Here is a 19,080-nt window from a genome sequence, read left to right on the forward strand (position 1 = left end):
TCAGGATATCAACTTTGAAAGCTTTTGGGATATTTCTTGAAGTTTGTCCATCACACCTGATTGAATATACAATTTGCTTTCTTCCTCATCACTTGAAATTTCAGTCATAATTTTTCCAATCCCCTCTAAAACAAGACAAATATGTTCGACTTTTTGTACCAGAATTTCCTCTGTAATTGGATTGCTTTCCTCTTTTAAGCGATCAACTTTATAATATAGGCTTAGATGATTTAGATGATTTTTATATTTAGACTTCAATTTTTTTGAGTCGGCAAGTATCTTTTCTAGCTCAGCAAATACAGGAGATACATCTTCAAGCAGTGTCATTAGTTTTATTGCATACATATTATTAGGTTGTGTATTCATTGACTTGGTCCTTTTCTATTTTGATTGTCTGAACCTAAAATCCATTCTTTAGCCGCTTCGAATGCTTTTTGTACTTTAGTTGCAAAATTTTCAACTGCTTTTGCTAAACGCTCAATCAATGAAAGTGATTTTTCTTCTGAGATCTTTGGTTGTTCACGTTCCTGCTTTTGAGATATTGGCGTTTCACTCGAAACCCTTTGCGTCGGTGTTTCACTGGAAACTCTTTGTATCGGTGTTTCGCTAGATACCCCTTTTATTGGTGTTTCTACGGAAACCTTCTGTGTCGGTGTTTCGCTAGACACCCCTTTTGTTGGTGTTTCTACGGAAACCTTCTGTATCGGTGTTTCGCTAGATACCCCTTTTATTGGTGTTTCTACGGAAACCTTCTGTGTCGGTGTTTCGCTAGACACCCCTTTTGTTGGTGTTTCTACGGAAACCTTCTGTGTCGGTGTTTCGCTAGACACCCCTTTTGTTGGTGTTTCTACGGAAACCCCTATTTCCCGTTGTTGTTTAGGCAATGTAATTTCAAAGTGCTTCAATATCGCCTCAAGATTAGCTTTCATCTGTTTTTCAACATAGCCTACAAGCTCCGAATTTCCCAAATAGTTTTTGATAGTACCATCCGGATGAATCTGTATTGAGCGTGGTTCATTTTTATTATTGTGGCCATTAACAATATATATCTCTCCTCTTTTTTCAACGCTCGTTACCTTATTACCCTCGCCCATATCAAATGGATCCATACATTCCTTCCTTTATATCTGAGTTAAGTTCGGTCTGTGCTGATTTTTTTAATCCATTAATGACATTATTGTTTTCATTGATAGAATCTGATTAAAAAAAATATCTTATGATTAATCATAGTAGACAAATAGATGTTGTTCAAATCTACCGAAAAAACTGCAAATTGCCAGATTTACTGTTTTGTCTCAAAATGACATAGTAAATATTGAAATACTTTTTTGTTTTAACAACTCTCTACACGAAAGGGAACATTTGCATATTATGGACAATAACATTCAATTAATTATATTGCATCGCAATAATACCCCAGAGATAGTTGAGTCTTTAATAAAAGAAGCCAATGCTTTAAATATTAACTGTATTTGTCTCGATACTGAGATAAAAAAAGATAGCATTAAATTACAAAACAACTTTTATCTCTTTTATAGTGTTCTAAATCGAACGGAAACTGAGTCGTATATTTCATTTTTGTCTGAAAAATGTTGGCTAATCCATTACACCCTAGGTAGAAATGCTATACTTAGTGAATCAAGCATGTTGAAAGCTTATCAAATACCGTATGTAAGCATTAAATCCAATAATAATCCTCAACTCTTAAAAAAAATAAATGAGATTGGTGGTTTTCCTGTTTTATTTAGCTCAGATCAATTCTCTAACTCTCTTGGAAAATACTATGTAGAAAACGAGAATATTTTTTTACAGGTCATAGATACAATAAGAAACAAAGACGAATTTGACTTCATCCTAAAATACATAGAACATGATTTTCACATTAGAGTCTATATAGTTAATTACCAATACAATAGTGCAGTAATATACTACAAAGATAAAAATGATTATTCTACAAACAGATTAGATCGCACTAAAAGGCATAAAATGTCTTTTTGTCAAAATATTTCACCTCATATTAAGCAGATCGCAATTAATTATGCCAGGTATCTCCATGTAGAAACCGCAGGTATTGATATCTTGGTATCTAGAAACAATGAATACTTTATTTTAGAAGCAAATAATCCCATGATGTATAATGCCGTTCCAGAATCTCTCGCTATTGTATCTAGAGGGATAATCCAAGGCTTATTAAATAAATATGAAGCAGGTTTATCTAATGAATCATCTTTAGATAGTTCTATACCATTGTCGCTAACCAATAAATTTATTACTAATAAAAAAAACCATTTAGATATTTTGTTTACTTGTAGGCAGTTAAACATATCGATTGAATCAGAAAAAGAGGTTCTCCAAGGCAAGAAAGTCATTATTTTAAATTCCAAACATTGTCCCAAGTACTTTGACTTTAGTAATCAAATCTTTGGGTATAACTTGTTTATCGCCGGCCCGATATGTCAGCGTAAGAATAAGCTCCTTGAAAAACATAACCTATATGAATGGCAACAATATAATATCAATATTAAAAGTCCTGATATATTAAAACCAAGCGATTTGGAAAAAAACTGCTTATTTCCTGTGATATTTAAAGTGGAAATCAACACGGGCGATGTTCACTATCTGAAAGTAGATACTGCTAAACAATGCTTGGCTATCATTACAATGTATCAAGACATCAAATACAATTGTAGTATATATCCTTATATCTATATGTATGTTAAGAGAAAAGCCTTATTAGTCGGTGGAGAGGTTATTGCAATTATTGAATATGTTCAAAACGATGGCAATCAAAACACCCTATTTAATTCTGGTGATACCATTAGCCTGGATTTTGATAAAGTTTCTGAACAAGAACTTTCTGCTTTTAAAACTATTTCTGATTTATTTCTTTTTCAAGGCGGCTGGACATTAGAATATGCTATCGATATCCAGTCTAATTTCTATATAATATCGTATGATAATGGATATGAACTCGATAATTTCAGAAGCTCTACTTCTGATTTATTAATTCCCAAAATCATTAATAAACTTTTTATGGCTTATAAAGCACAGAAATTAACAAGTAGCCTATACAAAAGTATTCTTGCATTGGAAAATATATCTCAAAAATTTTATTTATTATATGCTTATAAAAGGAGCATGCTCATTGAGCCAATAAGCAATTCTCTAAATGATGCAGAAGTATCTTTTAACGGCATAACACATAAGATATCAAACTGCCTTATTAGTCCAAATGTATTAACCCAAAATAATCAAATCAGCACTACTCATCAATTAAGCCTATATGATAATTTATCAGACGCAATTAAGGAGAGTTTAATACCAACAGTTGTGATAGATGATAAAACAACTATCAATAAATCTACACTTCAACAAAAAATACAGGGATTAAATTACCCACTTACAGTTAGGCCATATCAGGGAAGTCAGTTCGAAATCATTTATTCAAACATTAACTCTATCGAAGAACTTATCGATAAAATCCATTTGTTAAATAAAGAATGTCACCAAATATTAATTCAAGAAATGTGCGAAGGCCTTGAATATAGAGTGCTTATAGTCGATAGTAAAATTGTTGCCGTTGCTAAAAAACAACCCGCAGCTTTAATTGGGAATGGCCAATCTTCCATTTCAATGTTAATAGATAATTTTAATCAATTTTATGCAAATTATAAAAACGTCTTACTTGATGATGCAGAAAATAATTTTTATATCAATTTTGATGATAAACATAATAATTTTTTCCACAAACCACAAATAATTACAGATAAGCCTCTTATAGAACTACTTAAAAAATCAGGCTACAAACTAGAATCTGTTTTAGGTGATAATGAAAAATTGGTGCTCCCTTTTGCAGATTTTTACGGTGCAGTATGGATAGATCAAACAGATGCTTTTCCAAAAAAACTCACAGAAAATCTGATTAAAATTAGTAATTATATTGGAATGAAAGTCAATAGCATCGATATTTTGGTGACTGAAAATAATGATTTTAAAATTATTAAACTTGGCAGTACCCCTTTTGCAATACTACACCATTTCATTACCTATGGTTCCCCCCGGCCAGTTGTTCAAAAAATTTTTAACTCTTTATTTGAAGTTTAACCAAAATAATCAGTTTAGAATGCTACAAAAAATGCTATACGACCGTTACAATGGCTATATATCAACAATAAACTTTCAGTGACCAGGAACATCAGGGTATGAATAAACTATAAACAATTAAAAATGCAACCTGGACGCCAGTCACTACAAGGCCATTTTGTATCATGGCTTTGACATTCTCACTTCCAGCAAAACCCATTGCCGCAAACATATTGGCGCCAGGGTAAGCGTAATTTGTGACGCGAGTTGCAAAGAGCATGCACAAAGCAAAAGTGATAAGAGGCAATTGCATCTGGAGGACAGAGGGGCTAAAGAGCTGGTGAAGCATTTTGATGGTTGCTTCTGCAGCGCCTGGCATACCAAAAGCCCCGGTAAAACCAATCAAGATAGACAATATCGGTTTCCCTCCCAGGTTAATTAATGGTGTTAATAATTCGGTTAATGCATTAAATCCTCCTGCTTGATGGATTAGTGCCATAAAAGGATCAAATAAAATAAACAAAAAGAAAAGATGCAGGCTTTTTTGCATTCCTTCAAATAACAGGTTAAAAATTTGTTTCAAACCGAGTCGACAGGATAATCCGGTAATCAGCGCCAGAAATAACATGACAAAGATCACATAAGAGGTTTTCGCTTGAGTAAATAAGCCATAGACAACACAAAACAAAAAGGAAATCAGAAAAATTAATGTAGCCCTTTTTTGTTGTCTATTGGGAGTAAAAGGCTCAGTGCTGTTCTCGTCTTCGCAGGGCTCATTGATGTATAATTTTTGTAATCGTGAAGCCATAAACCAGGTGGTAATTAAAGTCACTACAGCAATTGGGAGCGAAGCGTAAAGAAATACTGTCCCATAACTTAATCCAGTGACACCAAGCAAGGTTACAACCGGGGGAGCAAAAGGTCCCAGAATTAAAGCCTCTTCAGCTGAAGCTTGCATGAGTACTGCCAAACTGGGACGTGACAAGCCTACTGAGCCAGCAATAGGACGCAAACTGGGAGCCAGAATGGCTAAGCCTCCCGCTAATGTTCCAAGCAAACCTACAATAATAAAGGATGAAAGTACGATACCAATTTTAGCGCGTCGCTGAGTATTAATCCCAATTCCATAAACAATTTGGTGCACTAAAGTATGACTTACTTGCGTATGCGTTAAAATCTCGCCTAACCCTCGGCCTAACATGATAATAAAACCAACTAAAGCCATAAATGAACCTAAGGCATCAGCCATAGCATTCCCTATGTCAACGGGGCTGCTTATATTCCATAAAAAACCTAGCCCAACACAAACTGCTGTTGCTATTAACGGATCAACGTTACGAAATAATAGTAAAACATAAAGAATAATAATGGATAAACTGGCCAGTTGAATGTAGAAAGCCATTAGCGGATCACTCCAATTCGATTCAATCCTTGCGCTATGCCTTCAATCCCTAAGCCTGGTTTGTCTGCAAGAATAATTTTATTATTGACACTTTGTGCCCCACCAAGAATATAGTTGTCGCGAATTAAAAAAATAGGATCGAGATCTGCATAAGAAATATCCGGCTTACTTAAAGCAAAGCTGGCAATCGCAGCGACTCCAATCGGAGATTCCAGCATACATCCAACCATTATCTGCATTTTTGCCGCCTGAGCAATGTGATAAATCGCTTGAGCCTTTTCAAGGCCTCCTGATTTCATCAACTTTATATTGACCCCATCACAAGCATTAATCATTGCCATATTCAATGCATCTTCTGGGGAAAAACACGCTTCGTCAGCGATAATCGAGCAATCAACCTGCTCGTTAATAGCCTTTAAATCAGGCAGATTTCGAGCGTTGACAGGTTGTTCCACCAAAGGAATATTCAAATTCTCTTTTTTGAAAGCGGCAATGACCTTTAATGCATCCTTATAAGACCATCCCTGATTCGCATCCACAAGCAGAGTAACGTCATTGCCCACAACCTGACGAATAGTGCGAACTCGTTTTATATCGTCAACTGGATCCAATCCCAATTTTATTTTCAGGGTTTTGTGCCCCCGCTGAATCAAATCAACCGCATCACTCACCATCTCATCAACTTCTTTGACGCTTATCGTAATACACGAGTTGATACAATTGGTATTTCCTCCCAACTGCCTATAAAGAGGTAAACCACAATATTGGGCAAATAAATCGTGCAAAGCGATATCAATGGCAGCCTTGGCAGAAGAGTTACCTCCTATAGCCTGATCATTCATTTGCAGTAATAAATTGAATTCGGCAATATCACGTCCGATAAGATGTGGTCCCAAAGCGCTTTTAATGGCAGTAATAATGGATTCCGTGTTGTCTCCGGTTATAGCTGGAGTTGATGCTGCAGAACCATAACCAATCCTTCCGCAATCCGTTTTTATTAATACCACTACATCCTCCACGCATTCTGTACGCCTCACCGCTGTAATAAACGGGCGACTTAATGGAATAGTGAGTTGTACGATATGGATTTCTTTAATATTCAAAGAAGCACCTGTTATTTATATTGTTTGCAGGGTAATCCTAATGAAAGATATTAAAGTAATAAGAGTAGATTTGGCAAAAAATGTTTTTAGATTATATCTTTCACAAAATACTATTCAACTTAAAACCCTGATCCAATCCATCCCTTCTCTATTCTTGAATTAACTCAAGAAATTAATCAATTATTGCTGACAAGTACTAAAAATAAATACAGAAGAAATACTGTATTTTAAAAATATATCTTTTGCTATCATCCAATTTTTCTAAAATATAATCACCTATAACAAGATCGAGTCACTTTTGTTGTTCAAATTTAATTTGGAGATACCCATGCTTTTTAAATTCAATAAATCCAGTGCTCACAAATCTGAACAAATTAGCAAGAGTTACCACCGTTTGATGTTGCAGTTAAAAATATGGGAAACAAATAACTCTAGCCTAAACTTAAATGAAGAATATTTTAGAACGTTGGATATTGATATAACCGTCATTGAAAAATTCTATAAGGATTTTACCGACCATGTAATAGTCCCACTCGATCAACAACCCGCATCAGCTTTACCCGAATTCATAACTCAGGAAGATATTTTCAAACTCTTAAGCTATAAAATATTTATGCCATTGGCTCAGATATTTGCAGAAAGAGAGAAATGGATGAGACGTATTGCGGGTACCGATGGAAAAAATGCTCATACCAGCGAAAGCTACAATAAATTCAAAAAAATCTTTTTAAACTCTCATCATAAATTTGTGATTGAAGAAAACTTATTCCATTTTGAACACGACACATTAAAATATCACCATGAGTGGCAAACTGCGAAGCGACAAATTGCTAAGGAAATAAAATCATTACGCGCATTACAAGAAAATTGGAAAGAGAAAAAAAACAAGATTGACAGAAAAAAAGCTTCTGCCCTATTTGATTTTCTAGATAATTTTGAGAGTATCCCTAACCGATTACGCTCAAGAGAAGAGGAACGCTTCAAACAAAGTGAAGCCTACAAAAATGCGCTCTCCACAGACAAACTCAAAGCAATCGAACTCCTGAATCAACATCTTTTTGATTACAGTAATCCTCAGGAAGAGTTGGCAGAAAGGTTGAAGCTTATCCAAATCCTGTATGACTGTAAAATTCTATTTGAACATAACCACAATCCAATAGGATGGTTGAAAAACCAATTGAGCATTACAACGGTACTTGATAAAAAGCTGGCGTCCCTCCAGCAAGCATTAAAATCCGCGGAAAGTGCATTCAGTGCTTATATGGAACATAAAATACCTAAAACCGCCATGATTTCCACTGAACCAGGAAAAGAATCAGCAAAAGATAGCATCCTTCTTACTGATAACGATAAATTCGCCAAGGCTGTTTCAGAAAATCAGAGCACAAGTGCTTCTAATCCAGAAATTCAACCTCAAACCAATCCTGTGCAAAATAAAAAAAACACCGGCAAAGTTTATCTGAAAGTGCAAGAATATGAAGAAAACCTGCGTAAATTTGGTTTATTTACTCCCCCACCCCCTTTCTCTCTGTCATTAAAAAAAATGCCTCTTTCTGGTGAAAATAAGCTCTCGCTATAAATAACAAACGGAGCAACATTACAGTCTTTTCCTGTAAATTCATTACAAATCCTTCCTGGATTTGATTTTATTTTAACTAAAAAGCAATTTTAACAACCCTATAGAACAATTTACAAACATTGTGGTATATTATTGGCTCGGCGATTGTCTTCTCCAAATGGCATAACAGGAGAACTGGTTGTCCTAGTTTTAATGATTAAACGGGTTTTCGCTAAGATGAGGTTTGCAAAAGCAAACTTATGCTTATCTTAGTGATATCCATTTGATTCGCCTTAATGGCTCTCCTCATCTTTTTTGAATTTCTTATTCATTTATAGCCTTAGTAGGCTGTTTAAAGCAGGAGAGCACAATATGGTACTAGTTTATAAACTTACTCTGACAAAATTTACAGAGGATGAGTTAAAAGAAGATTTTGCCAAGATTCCCAGCTGGGCAACCCACCTAGATTTATCAAACAATCATCTTGGCGAAAGAAGCAGTGAAGAATTAAAAAGAACCTTTGCCAGGATTCCAGGCAAAATAAGCCATATTAAATTGAGATTTAACAACCTCGGCCAAAAGAGTGGCAAAGACTTGGCAAAAGCCTTTAGCAAAATACCAGTTTCAGTGACTACCTTTGATTTAGGTTCCAACCAACTTGGTAAAAAAAGTGGCGAGGAATTAGCAACTGCATTCGCTAGAATTCCAACATCAGTAACCAGGCTTATATTGAGCCAAAACGAACTTTACAAGAGAAGCGGGGAGGAGCTGGCAACTGCCTTTGCCAAAATCCCACATTCAGTAACCAATCTTGTTTTAGTGAGTAATGGATTGGGCAAAAAAAAGGGTAAGGAGTTGGCAACGGCTTTTGCCAAGATTCCAAGCTCAGTGACTTCCCTTGATTTAGCCCTTAATGATCTTGCCCAAATAAAGAGTGTGGAATTGGCAAAAGCCTTTACAAAAATTCCAACTTCGGTAACTCAACTCGATCTGAGCCATAATAACCTCGGGAAAAAAAGTGGAAAGAAATTGGCAATAATTTTTGCCAACACTCCTGCCTCAGTAACTCGCTTTAATTTAAGTTGCAATGAGTTGGGCAAAAAAAGTGGTAAGGGATTAGCAACCGCTTTTGCCAAAATTCCAACTTCAGTGACAGACCTTAATTTAGAAGACAATGATCTCGATAACAGAAGTGGCGAGGAATTGGCAATGGCTTTTGCACACATTCCGGCTTTCGTGAATAATCTAAGATTAGGAGATAATAACCTCGGCAATAAAAGTGGTGAGGAATTAGCAAAGTTTTTCACCAAAATCCCAATATCAGTTACCTCACTTGATTTAGCCTACAATGAGCTTGGAAATAAAAGTGGCACAGAACTGGCAACAGCTTTCGCCAAGATTCCAGGCTCGGTGACTAACCTTAATTTAAGATTTAATCACCTTGGTAAAAGAACTGGAGAAGAGCTAGCTATAGCTTTTGCCAACATCCCAACTACAGTGGATTCACTCGTTTTAGCAAATAACGAGCTTGGGGCTAAAAGTGTAGAGGAGCTAGCCAAAATTTTTAGTAAAATTCCAGCCTCTATAACCAGCTTGAACATGGGCAATGATTGGTTTGCTGTCATAGAAAAATTAAGTCTGCAAAAAACGGTTTTATCCACGATAACCCATGTTGCTATTGACTATAGCTCCGCTCAAGAGCACTCGACAAAACTCAAATTGCTTGCAACTGTTTTTCCCAATCTAAATAAAGTCACTTTTATGGATATTCACGGAAATAACGCCCTGGCTGGCCAAAACCCTGTAGAGGAAGCCAAATGGCTCAAATTATGTGGCATTAAGAATTCCGTCCCTTCACTACTCAGCCAAGCTCTGTTTTTTGTTGCGAAAAATAAAGAACATGGTTCCATTCGAGATTATCCAAGCCTGCTTCCTAAAGAGCTTACTGAATCAATTTCATCGCTATTGAAATACTAAAGCGAGATTTGCATTCCTTACAAGGAGCTGTTCAATAATTATCTGTTTCAAGTGGTACCATTTTAATAATGGTACCCTATTTTGATCCAGCACAAGTCCGATTTAACCCCATCAGAGACTAAAATTAGTCACTTTGGTTTCTAAAAAATGATCTATACTTAAAAAGTCAATTGGCACAGTGGAGGCAATATGTTTTTCTCTAAAGATGAAAAAAATCCAATAAAAAGAGCACTTCAAGGTGAATTATTACAAGATGAGCCCTTTATACAACTATGTACAAAAATAGAAAACTACTTAATGGATACCGAAGCTGTAAATGAGCAACTTATTGAGTTAAATGAGCGACTGACAATGAGGTTAAAGGAAAAAGGACTAAAACCCGGCGAAAAAGGAGCAACAAAGCAGTTAAGAACACTAATACAGGAAACACTAACCGAGGCAGGCTTTAAAGGGGGAATGTTACAGACAATAGGGAATAAGCCATTAAAAAAAGAAGATTTCATGTTTTTAGTATCATCAGGATTTATGTTAAAAGACAGCAGCCTAAGAGCATCATCCCATGGTGAACTGACCCATGCAATTCAATGGTGTTTAATCATATTGAAACAAAAGAAAGACAGCAATTTTCTGGAAAACATACCTATTAATGAGATTTGTGACCGAATTTATAAAAAATTAGGCCACAAGGATTCCTCGAATCCTAGCCATCCATTTACTTGCTGGGATGTGCTTATCGATAAATTAGGAGAAGAAGATTCCAGATCACCAGAATGGCTTTCGGATCATATTCAAAACGACGAGAATCAAATTTTTCCGGTATTAAAAGAAGTGATAAAAAACAGAACTGAAAAAGGCAAGAAAGAAGAAAACAAGGGAAAATTACAAAAAAAACTGGAAAATCCGCCAGAACATTATGAACAACACGAGGAAATTGAAAATATTCTCATGCCCAAAAAGAAATAAACCTGGAAGAAATCTTCAAGCAGTGGTGCCAGATTAAGTCAAAACTAATTTAAATGAATTCAGTACGGTTTTTCCCCATACTCATCAGGCACAACATATTCTTTAAGTATCAAATCATCGTATCTTTGGACTAACTTACCCAGACGAGAACTGGTAAGTGCAGCGTAATCAATTGCATTAAGCAGTTCCGCCCCATCCTTTTCCTGGAGTAACTTAATAAGCTTCTCTACGGCAGCAATTTTCTGTTCAACAGAGAACCCTTTTGTTATCTCTATATGACGTGTTTTAAAATGCTTACTTAGAATTTTTTCTTCAGAATCACGGCCTTCTTCATTCTCTTTCACTTCCAAAGCCTGCCTTGCTTCTTCTTTTTTTGTGATAATGTAATCTTTCAACTCATGAATAAATTGCTCCTTACGCAAATTACCATGGAATCCGGTTTCTTCTGTTAATTCATCACTATACTCTTCCTCATCATCAGAGTATGCCTCTCTATTACTTACTGCGTGCCCGGATTCCTTTGAAAGTGAGGGCTCTATAACAATCGCATCAGTATCAAAAGCTTTTTGCGCAGCTTTTCTTTTTTTAGTCAGCCAAGTTTTATCACACTTACTGACCACTTCGATTCCCATGATCGGTTTTTTATCCTTATCATTTGCTACTTTTGAACTTTCATCACCAACCTTTAAGGTGACTAGTAAGTTGTAATCATCCACTTCAACACCGTGCATGTAATCACGCAGTGCGTCTTGCAACGCACCAGGACCAGCAGCAATGGTTTGATGCTTTCTTAAATCCCCTGCTCCCTCCAATTGATAAGGACTGCGTTTAGCATCCATCAGATTGCCATATGGACCGAATCTTTTTTTAAAAGATTCTCGGGGCAAAGGAGATGAGTCATACTCTTCATGACGTTGCATGGCATTCAGGATTGCATCTTCCATCACCTCATGCTCAGGAATTGCAGCAATAATATCATTGTTGACATCCCCTAAAGTATTGACATGATAGGTAGTTAGTCCTCCACGTGGATCCCGCCATGAGCCTGTATACAAATCCACATGAGCTTTTATACCAAAAGCAACTTCATCCGCTACAAATTGTGAGTTTTCATCCAAATAAAAAACGATATCGGTATCGAAGTAATAACCGCCTTCTTGTCTTAAGATTTCGAAACGAAAAAAATCTGCGGCTGCCGCAAGATTTTTGAAACCAACTCGTTCTCTATTGACATATTCCCAAAATTTTTTGTACCTGTCTCCTTTGTAAAAGGGATCATTTCTCATCCCTTCTTCCAATTCATGAACATTCCTTATTCTTAAGTTAGGTATGTCTATCCCTTCCTGGGTTGATGTTTTAATGTAATTCATTTCGTTATCAACCCATAAATTAACCTCAAAATCGCTTTTTAGTGCCACTGCAGCAACATCCATAATGGTACGTAAATATTGAGCTCGAATAGGGCCGCCAACCCAAACAAAATGTATTTTCGATGGCAGTGTACTTAGCTCATATTCACTTTCAGAATCGTCTTCATTTTCAGAATCACTTTCATATTCAGAATCGTTCATGGAACTCCCCCAAAACAACTCAATATTGTTTGATTATAGCACATAAATACCTATCCCATGCAGACGAAATCCTGAGTTTCATTTAAAAACCATTTTCATGCGACACAATACTGTTATACTCGTCTTAACCATTCTATGGAGAGTTTCATATGAAAAAAATTATTTGTTTACTCAGTAGATTATTGTTAACAGCAGGTATCATGTCAGCACATGCGGAAACGGCAATAATCAAAACCTCCGCAGGCAACATAACGTGCGAACTATTTACAAAGGAAGCACCTAATACCGTTGCAAATTTTGTAGGTCTGGCCACTGGGACAAAAGAATTTAAAGATGTAAAGACTGGCGAAATGGTTAAACGCCCGTTTTATAATGGCTTAACCTTTCATCGTGTGATTGCCGGCTTTATGATTCAAGGCGGCGACCCGCTCGGAAATGGGACCGGCGGCCCAGGCTATACGTTTGATAATGAAAACACTAATGCCAGTTTTAACAAACCAGGCGTACTTGCCATGGCCAATGCTGGACCAAACACAAATGGCAGTCAATTTTTTATTACCGTTGCACCAACACCTGAATTACAAGGCAGCTATAATGTTTTTGGTCAAGTCATTTCAGGGCAAGAGGTTGTTGATAAGATTAGCAAGATGCCCACTGATCCACAAGATAAACCCATTACACCTGTAGTCATTGAAAACATTACCATTCAAAAGTAAATGTGATACCAACGTGTAAGCCAATTAAAATTCAAAATATGGGTATGTAAGAACTAGATATTCGTAATTCCTTTTCCGCGAATATCTTCCTTATTCTCACTTAAATACTTTTCATCGGATAATTTAAATATATTTTTTTCATCAGTAATAACGGGTGGCTCTTTACTCCATAATAGGCTTGTTAAAGTCGCTTTTTTTCCATAATATCCATCGGTATAAGTGATACTATTTTTAGCTAATGCTCTTTTAAGAGCCTCGATTGATCGTGAGCCCATACCAGAGTATCCTATGTCTTCGGTAAATTTTTTAAAGAGCTCGTTAAATAAATCATGTGGATTTTTATTCTTGATGTTTTCATAGTTGAATATGATATTGAGTTCTTCTGAACCAATTTTACCATCTATTTCAAAATAACCTCCAAAATCTTTGAGTTTATTTTTAAGTTCTTCTATCGTTGCTCCCCCCTCTTTTACTTTTTTTCCTCCCTTATACCCGCAATACTCAAATACAAAATTTTTCATAATTTTTTGAACACGGTATAAATTCATTTTCTTATTTAAATCAATTTTTTTATCCTCTTCCTTTGATTCTATTCTCTGTGGCGCATTGTTTTTTTCTGGCTCACTGACCAACTCTTTTTCACTTGTCTTTTGAACCTGGTAAGATTCGACAAGTTCTCTAAGCTCAGAATTTATGTGTTTGGAGAAAATAGATTGTTCTTCATCTGATTTATAAAAACAAAGCTCTTCTTTTTGTTTTATTGCTAATATCTTTTTAAAATTTTTAATGCATTTTTCCGGTTCGGATAAATTGATTTCTTGTGGCTTTAATTTTGATTTTGCTGCATTTAAAGCATTTTCAGCGCTTAAGATTACCATGACCAAATCTTCTCGTCTTAGTGGCATATTATTTTTCAAGTCTTGCAGCAACTTTATTGATTTATTGATAATACTTGTTACCAGTTCATGCGGCTCCTTTTGAAAAATTCTTTTCTTTTTTGTTTCTTCTAACTCCTTAATACCCTTATCTATCAAGTTACAAAACTCTTTTTGGTCTTTTAAATTTTCCTTTTTAGTCGCAATGATAATGTCTTTCGACTTATCCAAACATCGCTCAATTGTCTCAAAAAACTCCATTTCTCTCTGGCCGCTTTCTTGATGATATTTGTAATAAGCTTGTTTGTCATAAGTCACTAATACTGAGTTTTTATCAGTTACTATAGGGATATCCCAGCCAATATAACCATACCAGGTCTTTGGCACCTCATAAGTAATCTCAAATTTATCAAGCACTTGTTTTAAAGCCGCTTTAGAGCGAGATGATAAAGTGGTGTCTTTATAAAATTGCACGAATAATTCATTTAAAAATTCGATGGGATTAACATCAAATAGCGCTGGATTACAATTAAATTTTGTTGTATAAACAATATGCCCAAACTCTTCATAATGCGTGATTTCAATAGCAAAATATTTCTCAAATGGCTTAAGTTTTTTTATTACATCTTCTGGACTTGCCCCTTGTGATATATATTGGTCTACGAAATTATTCATCAATTCCAACAATTTTTGTGCAGATTCTATTCTAGGAGTAGCAACCTCTCTGTAAAATTTGGTAGTTACCTCCTGAAAACTCTCGGAGGCTTCTGCAAATTGCGAATTTAAATTCAAATTAAATTGCAGTCTCTCCTTAGAAAGATGATCCGCAATATTCAGCACAAACTGGATTGTACTACCCATCCTCTGATCTTTTTTATAGCAAGACTTGATTGCTTCGAGAAAAAACTCTGTATTATTTATGGATAAATAAGTATAAATACCATTAACAGCATTGTATAAACTAATAAGTTGTTGCTGAATCTCCTTGAGTTCTAATGTTTCACGTCTTTCCCCTTTTAAGTTTTTTTTTAGAAAATTATTATATCTTTCTATTAGCTTAGATAGTTCCTCTTTAATTTCTTGACCCGACATTTTTTTATCATTAACCGTAAACTCTACTCCTTTCAATAAATCATTAATCTTAAGATTCTCTTTTTCCCATTGGTTTGCCAAGTAGAGGAACTCTTCTGCCAGAGAAATATGTTGTTTAATACCTTCATTTACCTTTTTAAGCTTCTTCCCTAAATTGATAAATTTTTCTTGCATTACATAATCCCAGATTCAACGTAACTTATGCTTTTAATTATAGATTAAATTAAAAACAATAAAATTAATTTTTAATATTATTGTTTTTTTTTATACCAATAGGGATTTACAAAACACGTTGCTTGAGAAAGATATTATTCAGATTAATAGAAGATTTGATTAATATATTTAATTTGATAAGTTATTTCGGTAATTAAAATTAGCTAGAGGTAAACAGCTCTTTGAATAATTACCCGAGCATAAAATGCCTCTAACAATATTCTAAATTGGCATGTAGCAAAACCCAAGATCGAAACTAATTCAATTTAACAAATTGGCCGCATCCATACGACCAATTCCAAAAAGACATTTTTATTTATTCTCTGGATTGATGTGATTAGTATTTCCTCCATTAACTATATTATCTATAGCTCCAAAAAAAGCAAAATTTGATTTTGCCAGAGAGGATGTTTTATTTAATTCCATTTTTTTATTTTCAAGTGTTTTTAATATATCGATATCACACTGATTCGAACTGATTAACTTCGACAATCTACTGCTTTTGATTATTTTATCTTCAGGGGAAAGGATTCGAATATCATCAAGTAATCGAATACACATATTTGAAATTAAGGGATAAAGTTCTTTTCGCAAATTGGTAATTTCGAGCTTTTGATCAATCGATTTTAATAACTCGATTCTCTTGGCTTTCTCAGTTTCTTTTTCATTTTTTGGCAGAAGCTTCAGAGAATTGAGAAGTTGATATGCCTCATGGGCTTCATGAAACTGCGAGTTCTCTCTAAAAGCTTTAGAAGCATGCTCGAGAGTAATAGAACCTTTTCGTAATAATTGTTGAACCAAACCAAGATCGGCAAATTGCAACGATAATGGATCAGATTTATAGGCTGCGATGACTATTTTTTCTGCCTTAGGAAAAGCCCTGCAAGCATCAGAGGGTACTATGGTATTCTTCCCTTGCAAAAGCGTTACAACCGGATCTATATCCGCGTATTGGAGTGAATTTTTGTCCTTTTTATAGGCTGCCAAAACAATCGCTTGATTGTTAGAGAATAGTTTACAAGTTATGTTTGGTTCAACCTTATCAGTATTAATTAAAGCCACTATTTCTTTTTTAACTTGTTCATTAAACTTAAATTTTATTTTATTTGTAATATCAATAGTCAATAAGTTGGATATCAAAAGATTTACCAGGTAATTTATCTTACCTGAGCGAATGATGCACTTAACCAGGTTACCGATACCAATTTTAGGATCTTTAACAAGCTGTTCATATAGCTCTATTCTATCCTTAGACAGAGGTAATTTTTCTATAAAATTGAGTATCGTGCTTTCATCTGTGCCGATGGGGTGATATTTTATCAAAAAGCTGATGCGATCTTTATCCCAGAAGTCTCTCTTACATGTTTTATCAAGACTTTTTTGTGCCAGAGAAGCAATTCCCGGATTACCATTAATAAATTGCTGACATTCTTTGCTCACCTCCCCTACTTTTTCAATCAAACATTTCTTAAAAGGAACATAGGATCCCTCTCCTTCAAGGATTTGTTTAAAGAATAACTCCAGTTGAGTATTACTGCTGAACCCCATTGCACCACCAAAAGCATAATCATATACCACATATTGATAAGGAGCAGGATTCTTCATTTTGATAAGGCCAATACCATGACCTACTAATTTTTCACGACCAGAAACTTGAGCTCCCGTCAAAGTGATCATGCACACATCACCAAAAGCGGTAGAGGTAACTTTTGATGTTAAGATATCTTTAATTCCATCCCATGTTACTTGTGCTTTTGTCTTCTCATCTGCCTCAAATATCCCTATTTTTTCTTTTTTTGTATTTTTAGCAATTGTCCTGGATTGATCGAGTTGATAATTGATTAATACCCTCTCAGGACAAATATTATTAATTGCAGGAGATTTACTGTTTATTTGTTTGAGAAACATCTGAGTTTCGCCATAGCAATTTCCTAAGGTATCGGCGAAATCAGATTGGGCAGGATGATCCAGCACATAATTATGCGGATTATACGGTATGTAAAAAATTTTCTCATTTAAGTTTTGTTCAAGGACTTGTTGAACAAATTTTACTGGACCTTTTTTATAAAACCTAATCGAAGTTATATTGATTTTTTCGTTATATTCTTCTTGTCTTTTAAGATCATCATCTATTCTTTTGACTTTTTCTAAAGCTTTTTCAATGGTATCCAATTCGGGCATCTGGCTGAAGGCTTTAGAAATGCATTCAGCTACCAGCATTCCTTGTTCAGACAGTTTCTTTTTATTTTTTTTAAGATATTCATTAATTTCGCACAAAACATTTCTGTACAGAAAAAGGCTTTCCCAATAAAAACCAGTTGTCTTATGCAAAAAAACATTTATTTCTCCGCCAGATGTAGCTAACTTTTGATAATCTCTGATGCTCATTTTCATAAGCCTTTTCAAATCATTGAGCATGTCTTTGATCGTTTTATCTTCTTCCTCTGAATAACTAAATTGCAAAGCCAATTCAGCTTTTGTGAGTTCCTTTTTTAAACCTTCAAGTTTTATTTGCCCTGAAGAATCCAGTTTGTCTTTGCTTAACTTCCTAATTTGGGTCTTGGTGGAATTTATCTCGTCAAATAAAGACAATGCTCGTTTAACATCAAGCATTCCTTTTGGTAATTGCTTGCTAAGGTTGATGTGTTTCTCGATGTATTTTTGACAATAATCTAAAACGGCTTTGATTTCCTCAGCTTGTGGAATGTTTTTTAACTTATTATTGAACAATTGAACTCTTTTAGAAAACTCTGCCCTCCTAAGCTCTAATTTGGATCTTTTACCAAGATGCATTTTTTTATTATCCTCTTTCTTCTCATCTTCTTGTATCAAACGTTCAATTCTCTTAAGTTCTCTTTGGTCTTCATCAAACTGAGTAATGTCGTTGATAATTTTTTCGACATCCTTGTGTTTTAATAAATTTTTCAAATCGGTAATCTCAGAAACAGGTTGAAGTTTTTTATTGTCTCTAATGTCTCTGCTTTGCTTGGAACAAATTAAAACGGCCAGTAATGCAGTTAAATAATTTTGGTATTTCTCAAGTAACTTTTGTTTTTCATTGATTTGTTGTACGACTTTAGGAGAATAATAATTAATATAACCTTTTGACCCATCAAAACGACTTGCCAGGCTGTTTATATCTTCTTTAATGGAGGATAAAATCGTTTCAGATAATTTCAACTCTTTTGGAAGATTATTAATTAATTTTTCGACTTTAATTAACAATTTTTTAATCATTTTTGCCCCTGGATCTGAATTAAATTTTAGCAAATCAGTTACATTTAACTGAAATTTCTAGTAATAAAGTTTTCAAAACCAAGGAATTACGGGATCGTCTATTTCCTTGGTTTACAAAAAACCAGAAAATCACGATATACCCGTTTAATGATAGTGATTAAACTAAACACCTGTAGAATCAAGTGATGTCAGTCCTCTGACTTACTCAGAGAAGATATTATCGGTAATAATGATATCAAAAAATGAACACTTTGCAAGTAAATTGTTTAATTACATTGATTATTGAATTA

The 19,080-nt window shown here is 34.8% G+C and carries 12 protein-coding genes; 5 read left to right on the top strand and 7 right to left on the bottom strand.

From position 1 onward, the window contains the following. The gene (locus OQJ02_RS09355; RefSeq protein ID WP_044497039.1) at positions 1-366 is read right to left on the bottom strand and encodes a hypothetical protein; all 366 of its coding nucleotides are present in this window, start codon (positions 364-366) and stop codon (positions 1-3) included. Continuing rightward, the gene (locus OQJ02_RS09360) at positions 363-1,109 is read right to left on the bottom strand and encodes a hypothetical protein (protein ID WP_265718912.1); all 747 of its coding nucleotides are present in this window, start codon (positions 1,107-1,109) and stop codon (positions 363-365) included. The genes OQJ02_RS09355 and OQJ02_RS09360 overlap by 4 nt, the downstream gene beginning before the upstream one ends. 262 nt (positions 1,110-1,371) lie before the next feature. On the opposite strand from OQJ02_RS09360, the gene OQJ02_RS09365 reads away from it, so the two are divergent. Continuing rightward, a complete protein-coding gene (locus tag OQJ02_RS09365; protein WP_265718913.1) occupies positions 1,372-4,104 on the top strand; it encodes a hypothetical protein in 2,733 nt (910 codons plus the stop codon). A gap of 91 nt (positions 4,105-4,195) precedes the next feature. On the opposite strand, the gene OQJ02_RS09370 is transcribed toward OQJ02_RS09365, so the two are convergent. Both OQJ02_RS09370 and OQJ02_RS09375 read right to left on the bottom strand, forming a co-directional pair. Then, positions 4,196-5,485 carry a TRAP transporter large permease subunit gene (locus OQJ02_RS09370; RefSeq protein ID WP_265718914.1) on the bottom strand — a complete coding sequence of 430 codons (1,290 nt, stop codon included), beginning with the start codon at positions 5,483-5,485 and terminating at the stop codon, positions 4,196-4,198. Then, entirely contained in the window at positions 5,485-6,588 is a 1,104-nt protein-coding gene (locus OQJ02_RS09375; protein ID WP_265718915.1) for a dipeptide epimerase, read from the bottom strand. Before OQJ02_RS09375 ends, OQJ02_RS09370 begins: the two co-directional genes overlap by 1 nt. A 328-nt stretch (positions 6,589-6,916) precedes the next feature. On the opposite strand from OQJ02_RS09375, the gene OQJ02_RS09380 reads away from it, so the two are divergent. From OQJ02_RS09380 to OQJ02_RS09390, 3 genes are all read left to right on the top strand, one after another. After that, the gene (locus OQJ02_RS09380; RefSeq protein ID WP_265718916.1) at positions 6,917-8,167 is read left to right on the top strand and encodes an EbhA; all 1,251 of its coding nucleotides are present in this window, start codon (positions 6,917-6,919) and stop codon (positions 8,165-8,167) included. 327 nt (positions 8,168-8,494) lie between these two features. Next, on the top strand, positions 8,495-10,123 hold the full coding sequence (locus tag OQJ02_RS09385; protein WP_265719819.1) for a hypothetical protein: 1,629 nt from the start codon (positions 8,495-8,497) through the stop codon (positions 10,121-10,123). 189 nt (positions 10,124-10,312) lie between these two features. Continuing rightward, complete coding sequence (locus tag OQJ02_RS09390) at positions 10,313-11,086, top strand: LirA/MavJ family T4SS effector (RefSeq protein ID WP_265718917.1); 774 nt, start codon at positions 10,313-10,315, stop codon at positions 11,084-11,086. A 59-nt stretch (positions 11,087-11,145) separates the two neighbouring features. Here OQJ02_RS09390 and OQJ02_RS09395 read toward each other — a convergent pair whose 3' ends face one another. Further along, a complete protein-coding gene (locus OQJ02_RS09395) occupies positions 11,146-12,657 on the bottom strand; it encodes a TcdA/TcdB catalytic glycosyltransferase domain-containing protein (protein WP_265718918.1) in 1,512 nt (503 codons plus the stop codon). Between the two features lie 149 nt (positions 12,658-12,806). On the opposite strand from OQJ02_RS09395, the gene lirB reads away from it, so the two are divergent. After that, positions 12,807-13,373 carry a type IV secretion system effector LirB gene (gene lirB, locus OQJ02_RS09400; protein WP_265718919.1) on the top strand — a complete coding sequence of 189 codons (567 nt, stop codon included), beginning with the start codon at positions 12,807-12,809 and terminating at the stop codon, positions 13,371-13,373. Between the two features lie 53 nt (positions 13,374-13,426). On the opposite strand, the gene OQJ02_RS09405 is transcribed toward lirB, so the two are convergent. Continuing rightward, the gene (locus OQJ02_RS09405) at positions 13,427-15,514 is read right to left on the bottom strand and encodes a type IV secretion protein Dot (protein WP_265718920.1); all 2,088 of its coding nucleotides are present in this window, start codon (positions 15,512-15,514) and stop codon (positions 13,427-13,429) included. Positions 15,515-15,865: 351 nt separating this feature from the next. Then, positions 15,866-18,823, bottom strand: a complete 2,958-nt coding sequence (locus OQJ02_RS09410) for a type IV secretion protein Dot (RefSeq protein ID WP_265718921.1) — start codon at positions 18,821-18,823, stop codon at positions 15,866-15,868. Between the last annotated feature and the right edge of the window lie 257 nt (positions 18,824-19,080).

The organism is Legionella sp. PATHC032 (genome assembly GCF_026191185.1).
Classification (GTDB): Bacteria; Pseudomonadota; Gammaproteobacteria; order Legionellales; family Legionellaceae; genus Legionella.